Raw genomic sequence first — 22,998 nt, 5'->3', positions numbered from 1 at the left:
TTTTGTAAACGCTTATGGCGAAAACGGTACACTCAGCATGGCTGACTGGCAGCTGTTCTGGGGCATTTTTGCCGTTGCAACCCTCGTCTTCACCCTCATCTTTTTCTTCATGTTTAATGATGAAACAGCTGATGAGTCTGTTGATGCTGAGGCACAAGCTGCATAAGTCACTTGAACTGTAAGCGTGCTGTATTATAAAAAAGGTGTGCCGTAAGCCGGCGCACCTTTTTTAGTTATAACAATGGCTCGATAAATATCACTCCGTGAGCGTGCCATATACAAGCCGCGTGAAGTCGCGCCGCAGGGGATAAAAGCTGGAGGGGCGAACCTGGGTCATGTAGAGGGCGACGAGTGAGGCTGATGGATCAATCAATATGTAGGTTTCAAACAAGCCGCCCCAACCATATTCTCCAGCATTACCAGGTAAGTTGGAGCGTTGGACGTCGGTGCGCACACGAACCCCCAGCCCGAAGCCATAGCCGGCAAGGCCGTAGTTTCGTCCGAACCGTTCCGGGAGGGTAATGGTATCGGGTAAATGGTCCCTGGTCATCAGGTCTACGGTTTCCGCCTTCAAAATCTCCACGCCTTCCAGGGTGCCGCCATTGAGTAACATTTGTGCAAAACGCAAGTAGTCGGGCACCGTTGAAAACAATCCGCCGGCGCCGTTTGGTGCATTAGGAGGTACTGTCTCTCGTTGCATGAGCCCGTGCCGAGTGCGCTGAATGGAATTGCCTTCGCTTGCCCGGTAAACTGATATGACGCGACTCTGCCTGGATGCGTCCACATAAAATCCCGTATCCCTCATGCCAAGTGGTGCGAAGATGTGCTGCTGTAGATAGATGGCAAAGGGCATTTCTGATACTACTTCGACGAGGTAGCCGAGTGCTGCCGTTGCCATGCTGTAGCGCCATTGTGTACCGGGCTGATAAAGCAGCGGCAGTTCACCAATGGCTTCCATTTGCTGCTGCAAAGAAAGGGAAGGGTTACCCATGATGCGTCCATACTGCCCATTGATGCCGTTGCCGCCTGTCATACCGAGGCCGGAGGTATGCATCAGCAGTTGTTTGACGGTCATTGCCTGGGTTGCCGGCTCTGTTGGGCCATCGGGTTTCTCCACATCCACTAAAACACGCTGATTGCTTAGCTCAGGGATATAGCGGGAAATCGGGTCGTCGAGTGCTATTTTTCCAGATTCGATCAGCTGCAGCACGGCTACGCTGGTGACTATCTTAGTCATCGATGCAATGCGATAGATGGTGCTGTCGGTTACGGGGGTTTGATTTTCAATATCCTGATACCCGATACTGCGCATGACCTCTATTTTGCCATGATGCGCAATTGCATACGTTACGCCCGGGATTTTTTGCGCGGCCACAAACTCCTCAAAATACGTATCGAGTTCGGCCACTCCCGTTGTTGACAGCTTGCCGGTACTTTGGGCATTATCCGGCAGCGCCTGTGCCTGCAGCGGGGCGTTGACAAACAAGCAAAGACTGAATCCAATGAAAGCTGTGCGGATAAAAGCCTGGGTACACATGCGTTAAAAATGGGTTACTTGTAAGAGGCTGTGAAGGTGTTTGAAGATAAGGTACATACTGCTGATAATGGATACGGTGTGCAGATGGTTGTGTCTGGTGGGCAAACCGGGGTCGATCTTGCTGCATGGGATGTTGCGATGGCGCAAGGCATATCCATCGGTGGCTGGGTGCCGGCAGGCAGGACAAATGAAGCCGGCCGCATACCTGCCAGGTACACAGGGATTCTTGAAGCGCCAAGTTGTCTTCCTGCGGAGCGAACCTTTCTAAACGTGAAGTTGGCAGATGCGACGCTTGTTGTACACCCTGTGGGTATTGCAAGTGGCGGTACTACTTTTACCTTCAATATGGCTGAAGCGCTGAAAAGGCCTCGGTTGCGTCTTGATCTTTTGGACCTGTCTACGTTGGCCGCTCGCCAGGCACTCGATGCCTGGTTGCGGCGTGTCAGGCCGGCAAAACTCAACGTTGCTGGGCCGCGTGCCAGTGAAAACGGAGAAATATATCAAAAAACCGTAGATTTACTCATGTCCACGCCCCTGGGACGCGCAAGCTGATAAGTGCGCCATCTGTTGCAATCATGTTTATAAAGAAAACCGGCGATATCATTGAAGGTCCGGAGGTCCATTTGTTCGTTGAAGCATTGGCCCCGGCGGCAAAGCACAAGAACTATGTGCCGGCTTACATTTTTGGTATTCGGAAGAATGTATCATGCGAGCGGGTAGGGCGCATCTCCCTACGGATCGGGAGCAACATGCTGATTGATAGGTATGCCGGGAATATTGGCTATACAATTGACCGTGCTCATCGGGGTCATGGATATGCCGGCAAAGCCTGTAAACTCCTTGTACCCCTCGCAAAGGCACACGATTTTGCCCTCCTGTATATCACCTGCAATCCAGATAATCAGGCTTCACGGCGGACGATAGAGAAATTGGGGGCCGAATTATTGGGCGTAGAAAATGTGCCCCGCGATACGGAGATGTACAAACGGGGTGATCGGATCAAGCTACGCTATGTCTGGCGCATCAATGAACCACAGGTAGCGGAGTGAAGTTAGCCGGCTGCGCCTTCTTCAAGGAAGGGATAGAGCTCATACACATCGAGGCTTTGCCAGGGCAATCCATCGATGAAAATGGGCACCTCATACAATTCTGCGCAGTAAATAATGCGGTGGCTCAGTTTTGGGAAGTCGGTAAACAGGTGTGGTATCTGGAAGGAGCAAAAACTGGGGCCTAATAGAATCAGGCTGTCTTTTGTGATCTCCACGCGCTGTACCTTCGTCCAGTCCAATGTGATTTTCTTGCGGGTATAATCATACGCCTCAACACGGCGATCAGAAATTTTTACGCACCAAACAACGCGCCGCAGCATGCGGAGTCGCCAGGTGATCCACCAGAAGGCGCCAAACCACGTTAGGAGGACGCACACAATAATCAGGAAGAAATAAGGTTTATAATTAAAACCTATGATGATGCCAGCCGTAGTCACTGCAAAAGCAGCTACCAGCATACGAATGAGTCTCGTTGCCTGCTTTCGCGTGAGGAGTTGTACGCGATCATTATCAAATACTTCGTACCAGTGAGACATCTAAATCAGGATATGAAAGTTTTCTCGAATAGTAATCTGCAGGATAAATTTAACAGGGGGAACAGCAAGGGATAGGGGCAAGCCGAAGTGCCGGGGTTTATCCTCCATCTGAAGAGCGCCTACATCTCAAAACCCATACCATTCGGGCGGGCCACATTCCGCAATGCCGAATTATAGTTTGCCAGGTTACCCCCAACAAAAAATCAAACAACAGTGCAGAAAAAAATTCCCCTTCTCCAGTCGTCTTTTTGTAAACCTACTCTATTGTTTAGCCCTATTGTACGTGTATTGTTTCTTGCTTTTTGCATTTTTGTTTGTGCCTTTTTTGTCCCGGTAATTTCACACGCGCAGCACCTCGTCGAAGGTATTGTGCTGGATGCTGAAACGGGTGAGCCACTGCCGGCGGCTAATGTGCAAATCGATGGCACCTATCAGGGCACCATTACGAACGTCGATGGTCAGTTTAGCCTGCAGCTTCCGACGCTGCCAGCCGTACTTGTGGTTCGTTACATTGGATACGAAAGCCAGTATGTAGATGTTACTGCTGCACCAGAAATTGCCCTACGTGTTCAGATGCCTCCGATCGTGTACGCACTTGAGGAAGTGGTCGTAAGCGAAAAAGACCCTGCTGTTGAAATTATGCGGGAGGTGATTGAGCAAAAGAAAGTATGGCGGGCCGAACTGGCATCTTATTCGGCAGAGGCTTACAACAGATTTACGCTGAAAAATGACACCGGCATTGTGTCCATCATCGAGTCGTTCACGGACACCTACTGGAATCCCCAGGAAGGAACGCGGGAGGTTGTTAAAGCCCGCCGGCAGACCTCAAACCTGGATATCGGGGACGTCCTGCCGGCAGCCCAGTTTGTCGCCAACCTGTACGACGACAATATCGATATTGCCGGCTACAACTTCATGGGTGTCACACATCCGGATGCCCTCGACCATTATACGTTCGAACTTCTAGGATACCGACGCATCGACGACGAAGTTGTTTATGATATAGGCGTATCGCCGCGCAATAGATTGAAGACGGGTTTTGTAGGGAAGTTGGCTGTGCTGGATGGAGTGTATGCCTTGCTCGAAGTGGAGCTTGAACCGGGGGACGCATTTCTGTTTCCGCCGCCCATTCAAGACTTTGATGTAACCTATAGCCAGCAGTTTTCTAGCTTTGGTGGTTCAGCCTGGCTTCCGGTTGACTTTAGGAGTGAAATGGCTGCGGAAATCGGACTCAATCGACTGCTCTCGTTTCCCACTTTTTACATTGAGCAGGTCTCGCGTATCTCCAACTATGATGTAAATGCAATTGTGCCGGATACGCTTTTTGAGCCTGGCGCTTCGGTTGTTGTGGATTCTGTTTCCATTGCTGAAGATACGCTGCTCGACGAAGAGGGGATCGCTGTACCCTTGGATAAGGCAGAGTCTGCTGCATACGTTTCAATTGACAGTACAATGACCCTCGCCAAAGCATATGAGCCTACCGGGCCGCTGGCGCGTGTTGTGAAAGTGTCAGCGCGCAATGATGATTCGGATGATGAAGTGGTATTGGCCGGCGAAGAAGGTTCACCAAAGCGCCGCCGGCTCAACTTGGATTTCAGTCCGCACATTCGCTTTAACAGGGTAGAGGGTGTGTATGGCGAGCTTGGAATTGGCAAACGCATTAGCAATCGTTTCAACCTCAATGGCGCGATCGGGCTCAGCTCAACCCTGAAAAGTGATCAAGCAGTCGCCTTCTCACTTGGTGCTCAAATCGGGATCGATACGGCGAGGCGTTTGTTGCTTGATTTATCTTATGCTGAATACACAGACACGCAAACGGGCAGTACACCATTTCTGCGGACCTTCAATGGCCTGGTCGTGCTCTTTGATGGCGTAGATTATTACGATTATTTCAGAAATGAACGGTTTCGCGCAACCCTGTCTTTTGCTGTACCTGAAACGCAGTTGACCCTCCAAACCGGGCTGCATATCGAGTCTCATGGCGAGTTGGCGAAACTCACCGATTACGACTTCTTTGATGGAAGCTTTGAACAGCGCGAAAACCCGGCTGTAAATTCGCTTGGCGTCCATTCACTTGTAGCCGGTTTTTCGTTTGGCGATGACGAGGAAACACTCGGCGTGACGGGGCGCAAGTTTTTGGCGTTTCAAGTTGAGCATGCCCTGCCTGGCCTCGATAGCGACCATACGTTCACCCGGTACAATCTTTCTGTAGAGTGGCGTTTCAATACCTTCTTTACACGCCGGTTATTGCCAAATACACTGGATCTTAAGCTGATAGGACAGCGCGGATTTGGCGAATTGCCCATTACCCGTTTTGGAGCGATTGATGGCCGGATGACATTCTACAACCAGTTTGGCAGCCTGAAAACACTACAGAGCAAACCCTACCGGGGCGATGACGTGCTTGGGGTATTCTGGGAGCATAACTTCAAAACAGTACCTTTTGAACTACTTGGCATGCGAAAGGCGGCTGAGAATGCAATTAACCTGATTGTATTTGGGGGCCATGCGCGTACCTGGCAATCGTATTCGGTACTCGAACCTGATTTGGTAAGGACCACAGCAAACTGGCACCAGGAAGTTGGTGTGTCTATTAGTGGCTTGTTTTCCCTGTTCAGGGTTGATTTTGCTACCCGCCTGGACGCGCCCGGCTTTACGGTTGGACTTGGCTCTGCAAGAATATTTTAGGAGAGGCGCGTGAAGAAGGTATTGTATATCGGAGCTTTCGTCTTGCTGTGGGCAGCAAGGCCGGCGCTTGGGCAGAAAGTGATCACTGGAGTTGTGATCGATGCCCAGACTGGCGAGACACTGCCAGCCGTTACGCTCTTTGATTTTGCACGGGCTGAAGGCACCATCACAAACGCAGTTGGACGTTTTGAGTTGAGGCTTGCCGCCCTTCCTGCAACGCTTGATATCCGTCACATCGGGTATGAATCCCGTACGCTGGAAATTACCAACGACACCCCGGCGACATTGGAAGTGCTCTTGACACCCGTCCGTTATACGCTGGAAGAAGTTGTTGTAAGTGGCGAAGATCCTGCGTATAACATTATGCGCAAAGTGATCGAAAACAAGCAGGCGTGGCAGACCAATCTGGCCACGTATACAGCAGAAAGCTATTCTAGGTATATGCTGTACAGTGAGTTTGACCTTGCGCAAGTACAAGAGTCGATTGCGCAGTGGCACTGGAAGCGCGGTGAAGGCACCCGCAGTTATGTGCGTGCCCGGCGGATGCGGCCTGTCTTCACTGATCCGATGCGTTTTGCATCCACCCAAAACATCCCAAACTTTTACGATGATACGATAGAAGTCCTTGGCTTCAAGCTGATTGGCCCCACACATCCCCGGGCGCCAGAACTGTATACGTTCACGCTGGCCGGCTACCATGAGCAAGATGGGCAACGGGTCTACGATATTTATTTTAGTCCTAAGTCGGCACTGAGTACGGCGTTCATGGGGCACGTATCAGTACTCGATTCAGCCTACGTGCTCCTCAAGGCACAAATGCGGCCCAGCCCGAACAACGTGTTGCCGGCGCCCATCAAAGATTGGGATGCGTTCTATGAGCAGCAATTTGCGCCATACGGGGACTCGCTGTGGTTGCCTGTTGATTTGCAGATAGAGGGCAATGTCTCTTTTGGCCGGCTGGGTGTTGCCTATCCGACCGCGCGGTATCGGCAGGTCTCGCGCATCACGAAGTATGTGTTTAACCTTCCCGTACCAGATACGCTCTTTTTGTCTGACCAATCCATCGTTGCAGCGCCGAACGTGGATCGTCAGGATCATCTGTTTAGATGGAATCCGGGGCTCATCCCCATGACCCCAGAGGAGTTAGAGGAGGTTGTGGCAATGGACCCGCGCAAGGGGCTCGGGCGATCGTTTCGCCCCATCGGATTGCTGGCAAACTACACCGCAATTGATTTGAGTGAAGCAGCTGAAGCTGCAGATGTGCCCGCAACGAAGAGGCCTGTAGAACGGGTGATTTCAAATCTGCAACTCGGGTACAGCAGGGTGGATGGTTTTTACCTTGGGGCCAGGCAAGACCTCAGTTTGTCCTCGATGCTTGCTGCAGAAGTTGGGCTCGGCTATGGCGTATCGAGCAAGTTGCCAGCTTATACCTTGGGGCTTCGGCTAAAGACAGGGCCGGCTTTTTTAAGGGGTGGCATTGCGCAACAGCGCGACACCCAGTATGCTTCCCGCGGGTACAGCCGCTTCGTTGCCGGGGCGACAACTTATGTTGGCTGGGAAGACTACTTCGACTATTACAAAAGGCAGTCTCGCTTCTTGGAGCTGGGCCTGGGACTGGATAAAATTAAAACAGTAGCTTCACTCAGGTTCTCCCGGGAGTCACATAAGGACGTTGAAGTTTTTCGAGATCGAAAAGGCTGGTTTTTTGGCAGTACGCGTCGTAACAATCCTGTTATTGATACAGGTGACATTTCGCTACTCACTGGGGAAGTACAAATTGGCGATGTCCCCAATGCAAACCTAAAGCCGGAGGGACATGGCGTAAAGTTTACCGTGACCCATAATCCGGTCCTCAAAACTGATTTTGCCCCTTTCACCCGGTATGAAGGCTATGCAGCGTTGACTATACCAACCCTGTATCAACGCAGGAAATGGCCCAACGAACTGCGCTTGCGTTTATACGGAGCAACATACACCGGGAGCTTGCCGCCACAGTTTATGGGTATTCTGGAAACGAGCCGCCGGCCAATAACTGCGTTTGGCGCGTTTAAATCATTACATGGCTTGCCTATAAAAGGCGCCAACGTTTGGTCTGTAGCCTGGGAGCACGACTTTTCTACAAGCTTTTTTGAATGGTTGGGGCTGTGGGGTGTAGCACAGAACGGCATTGGATTCACACTCCACGGTGCGCACGGACAGGCAAAAGGGGGGCGTCGGGTGGCAGACGTGTTTTCGCGTTACGATACATCTGTGCAGCACGAAATCGGCATCTCATTGACCAACTTCTTCAACATGCCAATCCGGCTTGATGTCACCAGAAATTTGGACCACAGCTCCTTATCAATCGGCCTGGGTATCGTCAAGAAATTTTAGCGCTACCAGTTCAAAGCCAGTACAAAGCCGTTTGGTGCAATGTGGGTTTGCATACGAAGGCGGGTTAGGTTGATGGCGCTGCCGACTGATTCCCGCAGATGCATTCTGGCAAGAAATCTCCCTGTGAAGAAACCTATGGCCGCACCGGCCAATACATCGGTAGGCCAGTGTTTGTTGAGCGCCATGCGGGCAATAGCTGTGCTGGTGCCGAGGGCAAAGAGGCCGTACGTGACAGGGTTTGGGTAATAAAGTACCCAGGGTGTGATAAGCGCAAAGACAGCAGTTGTGTGCCCAGATGGGAAGGAGGTATGCCTGGAGAGGGGGCGGAAAATTGAAGCACCCATGCCTTCCTCGGGGCGCATGCGTCCGAATGCTCGTTTAAGCCCGAACGTCATGCTGCCGGCGTACACCCAGCTTTGAAGCGAGGTAAAAGCAGCATCCTGAAAACGGGTGTTTTCTGTGAGTAATGAAACAGTAAACAGCCCCGTTGCCGGGAAGAGCATAAGCGGCCCACCCAACTCATTGGTTACATTAAAATAGGATTGCAGGAAGGGCGTGTTGGTATACGTTTCCCGCACTTCATCTTGGAAGGGTTCATCCAGGTTCATGGTAGTCACAAGCGCAGCCGTCCCTAGAATGGCATAAACAGGCGCCTGAGGGAGGACCTGCCGGGCAACCCGACCAACATCTCGGTAACTCCAATGCAGAAATCTGTTTGATTGTTGTGCATGGGCTTCAGGCACGAGCAAAACCAGCACCAGCAAACCTATCATTCGAAATTTGAATAAAGCACAATTCATGTTGTAGCCAATCGGGTGTGACAGGTGCTTTAATAGTAGGACAAGCTCGAGCGTGTGTATACGTAATATTGGGAAATGCGATAGCAGCGTATCCACATCAAACAAACGATTTCAAAGTCGCGCTGTGCTGCGTTGTTTTACAATCTGAACGCATGGCTTTGATGCATGCCGGACTGGTTAATCGAGGTTCCAGCGATCAGGGTCGCCTGCGGGCATGGTTTCAGGTAGATCATCGAAATAATAAATATTCTGATCCCAGGGTGATTTTCCAAAAACCCGTGGGTCACCTGCGTCTCTCAGATAAGATTCAAGCTGTGTATTCAGGCTGTCGAGCGTCAGGAGATATACCGGGTCGTCTGCTACACTCAGGATTTGCTCGCGATCCAGCTTTAAGTCAAACAACTCAAAGGCCGGCCGGCGTGCTGTTGCCATTTTGAAGAAGCGTGATAACTTCGGATCATCCGCCAGAGAGAGCACGAAGTCTTTTGCAGGCCCGGCGTCTATGTCGCCAAAAATACCCTGGTGAATTGATTCGAAATCTGGATCGCCTGCCGGCCACCGGGTGGGTTCAAAATTATGAACCAGTAAAAAGTCGTCGGTGCGTAGCGCCCGCATTGGGTAACCGAGAAAATTAGGCCGGGCAATGGTGTGCCGTTCCAGCGCAAGTACAATATGGTTGCGCGCAGGATCAATTCGCCCCGAGGCCGCAGAAGTAAGCTGTGGCTTAATACTTTGGCCCACCATGTCTGCGGGGGGCGTAATGCCAGCAAGATCCAGGATGGTTGGGCCAAGATCCATCAGGCCTACAAAATCTGTGATCTCACGACCACCTCCTGTAATACCGGGGCCGTGTACCATCAATGGAATATGCGTGGCGTCATCATACAGTCCGGTTGCCTTAGCACGTGGAAAGGCCATGCCATGATCTGATGTTACAATAATTATTGTTCTGTCGAGTTCGCCGGCAGCTTCAAGGGCGGTAAGCATCTGCCCAAAGTGGTGGTCGGCATACTCTACCTCAATGTCATAATCGAGCATGTCGTTGCGAATGACTTCGGTGTCGGGCAGCGAGGCGGGTACACGCGCGTCATTAAGGGGCTTGCCGGATGCCAGGCCTTGCCCAGCACCAAACTTGCGGTGTGGCTCAAATGAGCCGTACCAGAAGAAGAAAGGGGTCTCCTCGGGCCGATCAGCCAGGAATGCATCAAAGTTCGCGGCATAGTCGACGTTGCTCATTCCTTCATGTGCGGGATCCACTTTGAGGTCTTGGTAGGGGGTACCCACAGGATTTGTAGTATCTGGCCAGCCGCCAGCTGCCAGGCTGCCGGGCCCCCATGCTTTGCCCGTGTGTCCTACAAAATAGCCCGCATCCTGGAGGAGGAGAGGGAATACAGGCAGCGTTGCAGGCAAGGCCCCAAAGAGGGTGCTGCCTTCTTTGAGATGCCATAAAGGCTGACCTGTCAATACGATGCTACGTGCCGGCGTACAGGATGGGGCATTGGTAAACGCATTGGAAAACACAACACCTTCATCTCCAATGCGTCGGAAAGCCGGCACATACTGCGTATCGGAAAAAGGAGACAGGTCGTCAGCAATATAAAACAGGAAGTTGTAAGGACCTTCCGGTACTGGCACAGCTTCAGGCGTCGCGCACTGAAGTCCAGTTAATAAGAAGCACAGGCCCAGGATTTGGCTGAAGCCTTTTGTTATTCGCAAAGCGGAGAACATACTGGTGGGGAGCAAGCACGTATCGTCAAGGATGCAGCATCTGGCAGGTTTAGGTCCATCGGACCTTGTGATGCTGCTTGATAAACGCAATATATTATTTTTAAACGACTTTTATGCAGGTATCTGTACGGATCTTGAATCAATTTGTAAGCCACAGGAGGTTTGGCTTGATTTCCCAAATGAAGCAGGGTAACATATTGACCCCCATTGTGTAAGGCAGAGTTATTAAAAGCATATGTTCAAGTTACCCAATTCAGTAGGCCCCTTTTTTGATGTGGCCGAATTTGATCTCGCTACTTTTGTACGCTATTGTGCGGAAGAGACCGAGCGCAGTGAGTATTCGCATGCAGCTGGTGTTGAAAAAAAAGTTGTCATCTATGATGGCAGGTATCTGGCAGCGAAGGGGCATGATGATTACGAGATCCTGGGCGAGTTGCATACCTGTTTGGCTGACGGGCCGGGTGTGCTTGTTATTCGAGATGCCTATGCTGACACCTCGCTGATCGATGAGGTGACCGCTGTATTCTTCGAAATCATAGAAGCTGAAAAGGCTGAACAACGCGTAGCAGCTGACCACTTTGGACAAAACGAACGTATCTGGAATGCGTTGCAAAAGGTGTGCGTTCGGGCGCCGGCGTTGTTTGTGCCATATTACGGAAATCCAGCAATAGCCCTTATTGCACGCGCCTGGCTGGGTCCTGGATATCAAATGACCGCACAGGTCAACAATGTAAAGCCCGGAAGCGAGGCACAAGCGCCACATCGCGATTATCACCTCGGTTTCCAGCGCGCCGCGACCATAGCGCAATACCCGGCGCGCGTGCAACGCATGTCGCAGTTGCTGACTTTACAGGGTGCAATTGCACACACAGATATGCCCTTGCTTGCCGGTCCGACACAGTTCATGCCGCATTCGCACAAATACCCAGGGGGCTATCTTGCATTTAAAGAAGCAGATTTTGTCGCGTATTTCAAGCAGCACGCTATCCAATTGCCGCTCTCTAAAGGGGATATGGTGTTCTTCAGCCCGGCGCTGTACCACGGCGCCGGCAACAATCGTTCGGATGCTGATCGGTTGGCGAACCTGCTCCAAATCTCGTCTGCTTTTGGCCGACCAATGGAAAGCGTGAACCGCTTTGCAATGCTCGAAGCAGTTTACCCCCATTTGTTGTCGCATGCTTCACAGATGACCAGCCTTGAGCGCGTGAATGCCATCGCAGCTGTGGCAGATAGTTATGCCTTTCCAACCAACCTGGATACCGATCCGCCTTTGGGGGGCAATGCGCCAGAGTCGGCTGCAGACTTTGTTGGCCGCGCACTGGATGAACGATGGCCATGGGTAACGCTTCGCGAGCATTTTTTGGATTATGACGGGCGACGGCAGGCCTGATTGGTCGCCGCGGGCACCCGTGCATTGACATGCCGTATATTGATGCGACTAACCCTCTCTTTCATCAGTAAACTTTGGGCAACCATGACCGCAATCGTAGCCGTTAGAAAAGGCAATAAAGCAGTAATTGCCAGTGATAGCCTGACCACCTTTGGCGGACTTCATGTATCGCAGGAGAACTATTCGTCTATCAAGATTCGCAAAATTGGCAATTCTTACGTGGCGATGTCGGGATACAGTATCTATAAAAATATTTTGGATGAGTACCTGAAAGACCGCAAGGCTGTAAAGCTGAGCAATAAAAAGGAGATTTACCGGTTTATACTGAAGTTTTGGAAAGAGCTAAAGGACAACTATGCGTTTGTGAACAACCAGAGCGGCAAGAAATCTCAACCGTTTGCTGACCTGAATTCTATGTTTATGGTGCTCAATAAAAACGGCATCTTTACAATTTCCGGCAACATGACGGTGACCAAATTCAATCAATACTATGCAATTGGATCGGGGTCAGATTATTGCCTTGGGGCATTACACGCGCTGTACGACACCAAGTTATCTGCACGGGCAATTGCCAAAAAGGCCGTCGACGCCGGCATTACCTTCGACCCCTGGTGTGGTGGCAAAATCCGTATTAAAGAGCTGTAGTGACAGGTCAGAAGCGCCTGCGTTGCGTAAATTGTGCCAATGGCATTTGTTAAAACGCCGATCTTTCTGTAGCATACCCACCATAATGCGTTCGGAAATGCAGTATTCTATCGACCATGAAAACTATGATCCAACGGTGCCTGCTTCTATTTTTGTTTTGCGGTGCCGTACCCGCAGTTGGCCAGTCAGCATTGACTGCCCATCCTGATGCCAGCCTTGATGGATGGCAGGATCTGTTTACAGCAGATCTTTCTAATGCAATTTATCAAAAAGAAGTCTGGACAGTAGACCAGGGCGTACTCACTGCTTCCGAAGATCAAACGATTTGGAGCGCACGTGTATATGATAATTTTGTGCTGGATCTTGAGTTCAAAAACGCTGATGGAACCAACAGCGGTGTGATTATTCATGGGACAGATATGATTAACTGGGTGCCCAACTCGGTTGAGATTCAAATTGCAGACGACTACAACAAGAAGTGGGCAGAGTCGCCCGCAAACTGGCAATGTGCAGCTGTTTTTGGGCACAAAGCTGCGAGCAAGCAGGTGGTCAAAAGACCTGGCGAATGGAATCACATGACCATTAAGGCGGTTGATCAACACATTTCTGTTGTGCTGAATGGCGAACAGGTGATCGATATCGATATGGGTGAGTACACATCAGCTAAAGACAACCCTGATGGCTCAGCTGTCCCGGAATGGTTGACCACGCCTTTGTCGGCATTGCCTACATACGGACACATCGGATTGCAGGGCAAACATGGCGATGCAACGGTGTGGTTTAGGAATCTACGGGTTAAAGTATTATAGGCGCGTCGTGATATTTGTGCTTTCCCGGCTTCTCCAGTTTGTTGTTCTGGCACTGTTGCTGGTGGCCGGCTGTGGGCCGCTGCCGCAAGATGGTGAGCAAACTGAAGGTACAGTAGTTTTATTGCACGGATTGGCCCGCACATCAAACTCGATGCGGGTGATGGAGAAGGCCTTACTGGCTGATGGATATCGCACGTGTAACATCAATTACCCTTCCACGTATCACCCGGTCGCTGTGCTTGTCCGCGACTATGTGCTGCCGGCTCTGCGAGACTGCGTACGTAACGGGCGCTCGCGCGAAGAAGACAGCTTGTTGGAAGATGTGCGGCGTGCGCATTTTGTTACCCATTCGATGGGCGGAATCATTGTGCGGGTATTGCAGCGTCAGCAAATTATTGGCAACATGGGCCGCGTAGTAATGCTCGGGCCTCCCAATAGAGGGTCTGAGCTGGTTGATCGGCTCGGCGACCTGCGTTTGTTTGGTTGGCTCAATGGGCCGGCAGGTCAGCAACTTTCAACTGCAGACACAAGTTTTGTAAATCAATTGCCGCCGGCCACAGGCCTGTCCTTGGGCGTAATTGCCGGCAATGCTTCCTTAAACCCGGTATATTCAGGCATAATTCCAGGTGACGACGATGGTAAAGTAAGCGTGTCCCGCACCCGTCTTGACGGCATGCGCGACCACTTGGTTCTTCCCGTATCTCATTCATTCATGATGAAGAACGCTGAAGTAATCAGGCAAACCAAACACTTCTTGCGCTACGGTCAATTCGACCATCAATAATCTGAATTAAGGAGGCCCATTTTGACTGACCTCGTGTATTACGTCGCGAGCTCGCTGGATGGCTATATCGCTGCACCAGACGGCTCTTTTGATAAATTTCTATGGGACGACGACGTTGTTAAAGACTTTTTTGCATCATATGCCTGGTTTGATAGCGTCCTGATGGGGCGTAAAACCTACGATGTTGCCTACAAGCAGGGGATCACCAATCCGTACCCTGATTTAAAAACCTACGTGGTTTCCCGATCATTAAAAACTGCTCCCGATCCCAACGTTACCATTGTACCGGATCGTGTACCTGATCTTGTAAGGTCGTTAAAAGCATCGGAAAACAAACCCATTTGGTTATGTGGCGGAGGAGAGCTGGCTGCACAGCTGTTTAATGAGCAGCTGATTGATCGCATGATCATTAAGCTCAATCCACTGATTTTGGGAGAAGGGATCCCGTTATTTACTGGTGCAGTAAAATCTGCCGACCTTGCACTTACTGAAACCCAATCGTATGATTGTGGCATTTCCGTAAGGCACTATACGGTTGCCTATCATGAGTAATTCCATCAGTACATATTTTTAGAGGATAGATTGTATGAAGCAACTATTATGGGCGACAATGCTCGTGCTGTGTAGCTTGCCAATTGTTGCCTGTCAGGCGCAGGATACAGAAACCGCTGAACAGGGTGTAGATCGTATTGAGTTGGAGCGCAGTGCAGTTGCGGCTTTCAAAGCGTACGCTTCACTGCTAAGGGAGAGTAAGTTTACCGAGTCGATCGACTACTATGCGGATGATCCACGCTTTGTGTGGGTTGAGGATGGGGCCATCAAGTATGATAAGAAAGCCCAGATCAAGCGTGCACTCGAAGGCATTACACAGCAAGGTGTTGTTGTTTCAAACTTTGGCTTACCAACGGTATGGGCATTGAATGATACCCAGGTGATGGTATTTGCGAAGTTCAGGACAACCGTTGGGAAGGGATCTGCTGACGAGTTTACGTTTGCAGGCGCCATCACGGCTGTTATGGAGAATCGCGCGGAAGGCTGGCAATTTATTTCAGGGCATACATCGTCTGCACCTGCAGGCAACGGCTTCTAGCTGCCGCTGTTGAGCAGTGCGTCGACTTCTGCGAGGAGGGGCCAGTCTGACTGGAACAGCCCCATAGATCCAAAAAAGCCATACCCGTTTTCAACATTGGTAAGCGATTGTGGCAGGGTCAGGGCTTCGAGGTTGAGTGTGCCTTCGGGAAAAAGCCATTGATCATCTACGATTCTGGCGCGCAAGCCCATGGAGCATATGTTTGCATTGCTTAACCCCATTGTGGCGAGGTCTTCTGATAAATTCAGTTGCAGGTGCCACATGTCATCCTCAAATGCGCCGGCCCGTCCGTAAGATATCGTATTGGGTGACGCTGTGAAGCAGCTTGCACCACCGGTGTAGTAGATGACGTCCAATTCCCACAACGAACGGGCGCCGTCGATGCGCACATCCTGGGTGATGATTGTCGAGTCAGCGTTTGCAACGGGCATGTCCTGCACGATACGCATGCTTGAGGTGGCCGGGACGCGCGTTTCGGCACTGGCTATGATACCGTCGGAACGCATAATCTCAAGTCGGTAGACGTGATTGGGCTGCACGAACAACTGCGTTTCAAAGATATGTCCCCAAATGCCGGGTTCTAGTTCTCTGAGTTCGCGGGGTATTTCTCGTGTTTGCTCCAGATTTACATCCGTGAGAAACACGCGTCCGTCAAAATCAGCATCAGGGTCGCTTGCTGAAGAGATCTGTGCCGCCCGGCGCGTTACGGGAATAATGCGGAAGGCTTGCCGTGCGCCAGCAGAAAAGTTCTTCGACTCATCGAGGAAGCCGTAGACGGTATAGTATTTTCCGTCGTTTTTAAATGGGTCGATGAATGCGTCATCACATCCCCACGCAAAAAGACAATACAGCACCAGCCAGCCGGTTACAAGCCGGCTGGAGGTAGTGTTAACCTTGTTGAGGCCTATGTAAGACATCAGCTTGTTTACCTGAGCTCTACTTTGAGGCAAACCGAAGGGATAAACGGCAACTGGTCAACCCGGCTAAAGGTGAACAGGTCGTAGTAAAACAGGTTGTTTCGGTTCAACACGTTAATGGCGCCGGCGCGCAAGGTCACTACCGTGCGGCCTTTGTCTATACGGCGTTCAAGCCAAAGGTCGAGGCGGTGATAAGCAGGCTGCCGCCCATCAAACGGAGAACCATACAGAATGCGATCCTGGCCGGCTTCCGTGGTGACATCTGTATCTGGTGTCAGCAGGAGAAAAACATCAAACCCGGAAGATTCCGTAAAGGGCAGGCCAGACCCATATTGGAATTGTGCCGTCACCCCCAGCTGATCTTTTTCTGCATGGAGCAGCACATTAAACTGATGCCGCCTGTCGTGCGCCGGCGTATAGGTGACGTTAGACGCTTTGTACTCGACTTTCGAAAAGGCATAACTCATGTAACCGTCGAGCTTGGATTCGCCCCAGAACGGCCGGTCTTTGAAATCGAGTCGGAAGTCATAACCAAAAGCTTCACCATCAGCTGCTTGCAGCGAAGTGGTGAAACTTGGCAAAGCACTGAATACAGGCACTGTAAGGTTATCAAAGGTTTTTGCAAACCCTTCGAGGGCAACGGATAGCCATGGATAGAGCTGGATGTTGGTCCCAAGAATAAAATGCTGGCTTTCCGGGATGGCGCCAGCCGGGGAGGGCAACCAGGCGGTGAACAGGTTACCTACATCTCTTTCGTCGTTCAAGCCGGCAGTACCCTGATGGTAAATTCCCCAGGCAGCATTGAGGCTGAACTTGTCTTTCGCTGCGATTGGGGACCACGACAGCCGAACGCGCGGATCAATCCATTGCTCATCAATATCTGGTAACTGGTACCAGTGTATACCCGGCTGGAAGTTCAGGTTGATTGCGGGAAACGTGAAGTTTGCTTCCACGTACGCATCCAGTTCTTCGAGGTCGTTGCTGGCAATTTCCGGTACACCCTGGAATTGTCCGCCGAGGGCATAACGCAAGGTAGATTCGCGCCGCATAAAGCCGGCATGGACTTCATTCTGATCGAGGTAGTAGGTGAAGTGGGCAGCTACATCAAAGCTTTCTATGCCTGAGGTCCGCTCCGGACTACTCGTGGTACCAATTTCATTGGTCATTTCCGACTGATTTGCCGAAAGTTCTACCAGCAAAGGCAGGCTTTGGGAAATGTAAGTGTACTTACCACCGAAGACTGTGTTATTCCAAAATACTGTATTGCTGTCCACGGGCGCTGTAGAAAGCGCGTCACCTTCAAATGATTTGACCGTGCCGGCGATGTCACCGCGGTCGTAGGTATGGATAGCCGTAAAAGACAGGCTGTTGTTTGCGTTAATGAACGCATGCACTTTGCCAAAAACATCCCCAAAACGATAAGGCAATTCCTGGCCCAGCATATTCGGAATTACATCTTCAATCAACGAATGCCTGATCGATCCGATCACTGAAAGGTGGTCTTTGATAAGCGGTCCTTCGATCCGAGCTGTGCTCAGGAAGGGGGCAAGCGACACAGAGCCGGCGAGATTTTGTTTGTTGCCGTTTCTGATGCTGACATCCATAACGGAGGACATACGCGTCCCGTAACGCGCACCAAAGCCACCTGTGTAAATGTCTGCGTTGTTGATGATTTCTTCGGGAAAAGCTGAGTAGAAGCTTAATACGTGAAAGGGCATGTAGATGGGCATGCCATCGATAAGCGCCAGGTTTTGGTCGAGCGCGCCGCCACGTACAAAAAATTGCCCCCCGCGGTCCCCCTGGATTGTGATGCCTGGCATCGTTTGCAGGTAACTCGCAAGGTCACCGGTTACACCGGGCATGGGCACACGTTCTATTTGCGCCGGCACAACAGATTCCAGGCCTGCAGACACAGCAGTTACCCCGCTTTCACGCTCTGCTTGCACAACCAACTCGTCGAGCGACTCTTCAGACGGATTCAAGATCACATTTTGTGTTAGTGAAGCCCCGGGACCAAACGTGAGATCTTGTTGGAACGTCTCATAACCAATGAAGGAAATCCGAAGCGTATAATCACCCGCAGTAATCCGTTGGATAACATAGTACCCATCACCGTCGGTTACTGCACCCTGCAGTGCACCCGCATCATCCGACAGCGCAACGGATGCACCCTGGAGTGCCTGCTCCGTTACACCGTCAGTGACGAAGCCACGAAGGGTCCCTTGTTGTGCTTGCGCTACCTGAATCGTTAGGGCAAACAGAAGCAGAAGAGGGAAGTTGGAATAGAGTTTTGACATCATGTAACCGGGTGAATCTGGATCGGGCAATTAAGGTATCAAAAAATCCAACGAACAACCTGCTCCTGCATCTGATTGGCCGGAATTAGTCCCTGAATGGAAGACAGCTGTTCCGACGTGTACGCTGACCGTTAGTAGAGATAGGGCATGCGTTAATTACCGTGCTTTGTATTGGATCGTTCTATGTCAAAAACGTGCTGAATATGCGTGTTGCCTTGTTATAGTTTTTGCCTATGCGTAAATTGAATTTGAGGTGTTTTGGCTATAACAGTTGGTGCAAGAAATGAACTTGAGAGATCTTGAATATATTGTGGCTGTTGGGAAACACGGGAGTTTTAGCTATGCGGCAGCGCTATGCCATGTGTCCCAGCCTTCGCTAAGTACGCAGGTGAAAAAAGTTGAGGCAGAGCTAGGTGTTTCGTTGTTTAAACGGAGCCGGCGGAGTGTTGAAGTTACCGCCTACGGATCGCGATTTATTGAGCGAGCTGAGCAAATACTGGCGCTACTGGAAGAGGTTCGGGATATGGCCGACGAGGCTGTGGACATGATCAAGGGTAAAATAACCGTTGGAGGTATCTTAACTGTAGCGCCCTACTTGTTTTCTTACGTGGTAAAGAGTGTTAAAAAACATGCTCCGAATATCGATCTTGTACTGAAGGAGGCGACAACAGGAAACCTGGTTAAAGGGATGTTGACACGGGAGATTGATATGGCAATTATCAGCTTACCCACAGATGACAATGTGTTTGAATCTGTGTCATTGTTTGAAGAACCTTTCTACCTCGCAGTTGCTGATGCACATCCGCTTGCTGCAAAAGAGATCATAGATGATCAGGCTTTGAAGGGGCAAGACCTGATCTTATTGGATGAAGGCCATTGTTTTCGAAAACAAGCACTCGACATTTGTCACAGTACAACGGCTCGCGAGAATGCTTTGTTAAGTGCGACAAGTCTTGAAACGGTGCGTCATTTTGTCTCTACAGAGACTGGCATCACGCTCATCCCGCAAATGGCTATAAAACAGAACGATGGTATTACGTATCTCCCGTTGGCTAATCAACACTTTAAGCGGGAAATTGGTGTTATTTGGCAAAAATCTTCTCCGAAACGGTCTTTGATTGCCCGGATGATTGAGGTGTTGCAGGAAGCATCTGTGCTCCTGCAACAAAGTTTAGTACATGATGTTGTGCCTCAAGGCTCTTCGAACACATGACTGCTTTAGCGCAGGGTACAAATTATACAGGAGTTTTGGTTGCTGCTTATTTAATACAACGCGTTTTTGGTCGAAAAAGATAAGGTAGACCGGAAGGTCTGCATCCTTTTATCAGATTTGCAGGCCAAATGCTAACAAATAAACCGCACCTCTTTCTACAAATGGCGGAGCGTGTCGCCGGTATGGGATGGTGGCACGTTGGCTTGGTAAATCATACGCTTTTCTGGTCGGAGCAGGTATTTCGTATTCACGGTCTTACTCCGGAAGCATATACCCCTGAGCTTGAATCCGCAATTGGATTTTACCATCCTGACGACGTTCCGCTGGTACAGCAATGCATAGCTGATGCCATTGAGCACAAAAAGCCATTTGAATTCGAATTGCGCATTATTCGTCCAGACGAGACATTGCGGTGGGTGCATTCGATGGGGGATTGCCAGTGTGACGAAGCCGGCAACGTTGTTGAACTGTATGGTATTTTTGAGGATATAACGGAGCGCAAAGGTGCTGAGGCACGTTTTGAGCTTTCGGTTGGCGCGGCCCGCGCAGGAGTTTGGGATTGGGATATAGCAGAAGGCTCTTTTATCACAAATGAGTTATTTCACCTTATGCTAGGTGAAGAGCCCGCAGAAGAACCGTTGCCGCTAACGTATTTCCTTAACTTGTTGCATCCAGATGATGTAGAACGGGCAAATGAAGCCATTCAGAATGCACACACGAACAAAGCGTATATCTACGATCTCGAGTTTCGGTTGAAGTGCCAAGATGGCTCTTATAAGTGGATCAGAAGCGCTGGCCAGGTTGTAGAATATGACGTACGTGACATGCCGCTCCGCATGATCGGTCAGCATTTTGATATAGATGAGCAGAAGCGCATTGAGGAGAAATTACGCGAAGCCCTCGAAGATGCGAAAAAAGCCAGTCAGGCAAAGAGTGAGTTTCTGGCCAACATGAGCCATGAAATTCGCACACCCATGAATGGCGTTTTGGGCATGTCAGAACTGTTGCTTTCGACAAAACTCGAAGATGAACAGCTTGACCTCGCTCAATCTGTCAAGCGTTCCGGAGAAGCTCTGCTGAGGGTCATCAATGATATTCTGGATTTCTCGAAAATAGAAGCCGGAAAAATTGAATTGTCGCCAACCACATTCTCCATTTCTGAACTGTTGGGTGACATCCCGAAGCTTTACAATGTGTTAGCTTCTCAGAAAAACATTAACCTGCATCTTGCAGATATTGAGGAGGTCCCTGAATACCTCAGAGGGGATCCGGACCGGTTACGCCAGGTGCTTGTTAACCTGATTGGTAACGCAATCAAATTTACGCCGGCTGGTGGGCATGTCTGTATAAGCGTTGCTGTTGATAGCGTCGACGCGGATAACATAAAACTTGTCTTCACTATCACAGATACAGGTATTGGCATTAGCGAAGACAAACAGAAAAGCATTTTTGAAGCGTTTATCCAGGCGGATGCTACAACCACTCGGGAGTACGGCGGAACAGGCCTCGGCCTTGCAATCTCATCCAGACTTGTGCAGTTAATGGGCGGTGAGATCTGGTTAAAAAGCGTACAGGGCAAAGGGTCTTCCTTTTCCTTCTCTTCCTCGTTTGAGATCATCGACGTCGATCCAGAAGAGCTATTAGCCGAAGAGCAAACAAATGATACGGGCCGTCCACTTCATATTTTGCTAGCGGAAGACAACATCATCAACCAGAAGGTAGCTGTCAAATTCCTCGAGCATGCCGGCCATGAAATTGTTGTCGCGCTGAACGGGGCCGAGGCTGTGGCACAGTACGCTGCAAACACATTCGATCTGATCCTCATGGATATCCAAATGCCTGTAATGAGCGGTGAGCAGGCGCTGCTTGAAATCCGCGAATTACCCGGCGGCAAAGCAGTTCCCATCGTTGCACTTACGGCCAATGCCATGCGGGGTGATCGGGAGAAATACCTCGCCGGTGGGTTTGATGGATACATATCCAAACCCATCAACAGACAACAGCTTATAAGCGAATTGATACGGCTCACGAAGACAATAGGGGCAGAAACCCCGTTACCTTCTTTGGATTGAGGTTACAGCGTCACAACCTGGCCACTACTTGCTGAATCATACAAAGCCTGGATAGCTGCTATGTTGCCGCGGCTTTCTGCAAGCGACAACGCCGGCTGGCGATCCTCTAATACGCAGTTGGTAATTTCTTCCACCTCATCCAGGTACAGCATGTTACCATCTACAGCAATGCGCTCTTTTGTATTGCCTCTGGTCAGATGGATGTAGCTTCGCAGGCCTGGTTTGAAAGCCATGGGAAGGTGGATGCTTCCCTTGCTTCCCGCAACCTCGGTATACATCCTGAACTGTGTCCTGAAGCCTGAGTCGAATTGTGCTGTGATGTCGCCCGGAAATTGCAGGTGCGCCGCAAAAGAAATATCTACACCCGATGCGCCGCTAACCTGGTGACCAAATACTTTTTCGGGCTCCTGCCCGGTTATGAAACGGGCGAAGTTGAGCGGGTAACACCCAACATCCCAGAGGCTGCCACCACCGAGTTTATTGTCCCACCGGACATCACCTTCCCGATTAAGGGCAAAGGTGAACCCGCCCTTGATATGATGAAGGTCGCCAATAAGACCCTCATCTACCATGGCTTTAACCTGCTGGGTGCGCGCGTGGAAGCGATACATGAAGGCCTCCATGAGTATGGTGCCGGCATCTGCAGCAGCTTTTTCCATGCGGTCAACTTCTTCGACCGTGAGCGCCAGCGGTTTCTCACACAGTACATGTTTTCCGGCCTGTGCAGCCTTAATCGCCCATTCAGCATGCAGCTTGTTGGGGAGGGGGATGTATATAACCTGGATGTCCTCGTCGGCAAGCAAAGCTTCATAGCTGCCGTATGACCGGGGAATATCACGTTCTGCTGCGTAGGCAGCTGCCTTTCCTGCATCTCGACTTGCAACTGCGAGCAACTGGTTGCGGAAGGAAAGTCTAAGTGGGGGAATAAGTGATCGGTTGATGCGTGCGGTACCGAGAATGCCCCAGTTTAACATTTTTTCTTGGGATTGGATTATTGTTTACATTGCGGTCAAGAAGTGCCGGCAATGCCGGCGCGCTAAAGATAGGTATCCCGTTGGGAAAAAGAAGGT

The 22,998-nt window shown here is 50.5% G+C and carries 19 protein-coding genes; 12 read left to right on the top strand and 7 right to left on the bottom strand.

What is annotated here, in order from left to right; all coding sequences use genetic code 11:
* Positions 1 to 256 precede the first annotated feature (256 nt).
* Positions 257 to 1,537: a serine hydrolase domain-containing protein gene (locus AAF564_06710; GenBank protein ID MEM8485222.1), complete on the bottom strand. Its 1,281-nt coding sequence runs from the start codon at positions 1,535 to 1,537 to the stop codon at positions 257 to 259.
* A gap of 36 nt (positions 1,538 to 1,573) precedes the next feature.
* Here AAF564_06710 and AAF564_06705 point away from each other — a divergent pair, with 36 nt between their 5' ends.
* Positions 1,574 to 2,089 carry a putative molybdenum carrier protein gene (locus tag AAF564_06705; protein ID MEM8485221.1) on the top strand — a complete coding sequence of 172 codons (516 nt, stop codon included), beginning with the start codon at positions 1,574 to 1,576 and terminating at the stop codon, positions 2,087 to 2,089.
* Between the two features lie 23 nt (positions 2,090 to 2,112).
* On the top strand, positions 2,113 to 2,586 hold the full coding sequence (locus AAF564_06700; protein MEM8485220.1) for a GNAT family N-acetyltransferase: 474 nt from the start codon (positions 2,113 to 2,115) through the stop codon (positions 2,584 to 2,586).
* A gap of 2 nt (positions 2,587 to 2,588) precedes the next feature.
* Here the strand turns inward: AAF564_06700 and AAF564_06695 are convergent, their stop codons facing one another.
* The gene (locus tag AAF564_06695) at positions 2,589 to 3,122 is read right to left on the bottom strand and encodes a hypothetical protein (GenBank protein ID MEM8485219.1); all 534 of its coding nucleotides are present in this window, start codon (positions 3,120 to 3,122) and stop codon (positions 2,589 to 2,591) included.
* 264 nt (positions 3,123 to 3,386) lie between these two features.
* Between AAF564_06695 and AAF564_06690 the strand changes: the two genes are divergently transcribed.
* Together AAF564_06690 and AAF564_06685 are read left to right on the top strand one after the other, a co-directional pair.
* Positions 3,387 to 5,810, top strand: a complete 2,424-nt coding sequence (locus tag AAF564_06690) for a DUF5686 family protein (GenBank protein MEM8485218.1) — start codon at positions 3,387 to 3,389, stop codon at positions 5,808 to 5,810.
* A 9-nt stretch (positions 5,811 to 5,819) separates the two neighbouring features.
* Complete coding sequence (locus AAF564_06685; GenBank protein MEM8485217.1) at positions 5,820 to 8,183, top strand: DUF5686 family protein; 2,364 nt, start codon at positions 5,820 to 5,822, stop codon at positions 8,181 to 8,183.
* Positions 8,184 to 8,185: 2 nt separating this feature from the next.
* Here AAF564_06685 and AAF564_06680 read toward each other — a convergent pair whose 3' ends face one another.
* Both AAF564_06680 and AAF564_06675 read right to left on the bottom strand, forming a co-directional pair.
* The gene (locus AAF564_06680; protein MEM8485216.1) at positions 8,186 to 8,983 is read right to left on the bottom strand and encodes a phosphatase PAP2 family protein; all 798 of its coding nucleotides are present in this window, start codon (positions 8,981 to 8,983) and stop codon (positions 8,186 to 8,188) included.
* A gap of 177 nt (positions 8,984 to 9,160) precedes the next feature.
* A complete protein-coding gene (locus AAF564_06675; GenBank protein MEM8485215.1) occupies positions 9,161 to 10,618 on the bottom strand; it encodes a sulfatase in 1,458 nt (485 codons plus the stop codon).
* Between the two features lie 328 nt (positions 10,619 to 10,946).
* Between AAF564_06675 and AAF564_06670 the strand changes: the two genes are divergently transcribed.
* From AAF564_06670 to AAF564_06645, 6 genes are all read left to right on the top strand, one after another.
* The gene (locus AAF564_06670) at positions 10,947 to 12,101 is read left to right on the top strand and encodes a phytanoyl-CoA dioxygenase family protein (protein ID MEM8485214.1); all 1,155 of its coding nucleotides are present in this window, start codon (positions 10,947 to 10,949) and stop codon (positions 12,099 to 12,101) included.
* 84 nt (positions 12,102 to 12,185) lie between these two features.
* Positions 12,186 to 12,746 carry a hypothetical protein gene (locus tag AAF564_06665; protein ID MEM8485213.1) on the top strand — a complete coding sequence of 187 codons (561 nt, stop codon included), beginning with the start codon at positions 12,186 to 12,188 and terminating at the stop codon, positions 12,744 to 12,746.
* 116 nt (positions 12,747 to 12,862) lie between these two features.
* Positions 12,863 to 13,555: a DUF1080 domain-containing protein gene (locus AAF564_06660; GenBank protein MEM8485212.1), complete on the top strand. Its 693-nt coding sequence runs from the start codon at positions 12,863 to 12,865 to the stop codon at positions 13,553 to 13,555.
* Between the two features lie 16 nt (positions 13,556 to 13,571).
* The gene (locus tag AAF564_06655) at positions 13,572 to 14,339 is read left to right on the top strand and encodes an alpha/beta hydrolase (protein ID MEM8485211.1); all 768 of its coding nucleotides are present in this window, start codon (positions 13,572 to 13,574) and stop codon (positions 14,337 to 14,339) included.
* A gap of 21 nt (positions 14,340 to 14,360) precedes the next feature.
* Positions 14,361 to 14,891 carry a dihydrofolate reductase family protein gene (locus AAF564_06650; protein MEM8485210.1) on the top strand — a complete coding sequence of 177 codons (531 nt, stop codon included), beginning with the start codon at positions 14,361 to 14,363 and terminating at the stop codon, positions 14,889 to 14,891.
* A 34-nt stretch (positions 14,892 to 14,925) separates the two neighbouring features.
* The gene (locus tag AAF564_06645; protein ID MEM8485209.1) at positions 14,926 to 15,429 is read left to right on the top strand and encodes a nuclear transport factor 2 family protein; all 504 of its coding nucleotides are present in this window, start codon (positions 14,926 to 14,928) and stop codon (positions 15,427 to 15,429) included.
* Here the strand turns inward: AAF564_06645 and AAF564_06640 are convergent.
* Both AAF564_06640 and AAF564_06635 read right to left on the bottom strand, forming a co-directional pair.
* Complete coding sequence (locus tag AAF564_06640) at positions 15,426 to 16,346, bottom strand: hypothetical protein (GenBank protein MEM8485208.1); 921 nt, start codon at positions 16,344 to 16,346, stop codon at positions 15,426 to 15,428. The two genes, AAF564_06645 and AAF564_06640, sit on opposite strands and share 4 nt — an antisense overlap.
* Positions 16,347 to 16,354: 8 nt before the next feature.
* Complete coding sequence (locus AAF564_06635; GenBank protein MEM8485207.1) at positions 16,355 to 18,646, bottom strand: TonB-dependent receptor; 2,292 nt, start codon at positions 18,644 to 18,646, stop codon at positions 16,355 to 16,357.
* 286 nt (positions 18,647 to 18,932) lie between these two features.
* Between AAF564_06635 and AAF564_06630 the strand changes: the two genes are divergently transcribed.
* Together AAF564_06630 and AAF564_06625 are read left to right on the top strand one after the other, a co-directional pair.
* Positions 18,933 to 19,856, top strand: a complete 924-nt coding sequence (locus tag AAF564_06630; protein MEM8485206.1) for a LysR substrate-binding domain-containing protein — start codon at positions 18,933 to 18,935, stop codon at positions 19,854 to 19,856.
* A 128-nt stretch (positions 19,857 to 19,984) separates the two neighbouring features.
* Entirely contained in the window at positions 19,985 to 21,928 is a 1,944-nt protein-coding gene (locus AAF564_06625; GenBank protein MEM8485205.1) for a PAS domain-containing protein, read from the top strand.
* A 2-nt stretch (positions 21,929 to 21,930) separates the two neighbouring features.
* Here AAF564_06625 and AAF564_06620 read toward each other — a convergent pair whose 3' ends face one another.
* Entirely contained in the window at positions 21,931 to 22,902 is a 972-nt protein-coding gene (locus AAF564_06620) for a Gfo/Idh/MocA family oxidoreductase (protein MEM8485204.1), read from the bottom strand.
* Positions 22,903 to 22,998 lie beyond the last annotated feature (96 nt).

Source organism: Bacteroidota bacterium (genome assembly GCA_039111535.1).
Taxonomy (GTDB): domain Bacteria; phylum Bacteroidota; class Rhodothermia; order Rhodothermales; family JAHQVL01; genus JBCCIM01.
The sequence above is the reverse complement of the archived record's forward strand: the minus strand, read 5'-3'. Positions and strand labels throughout refer to the sequence as shown.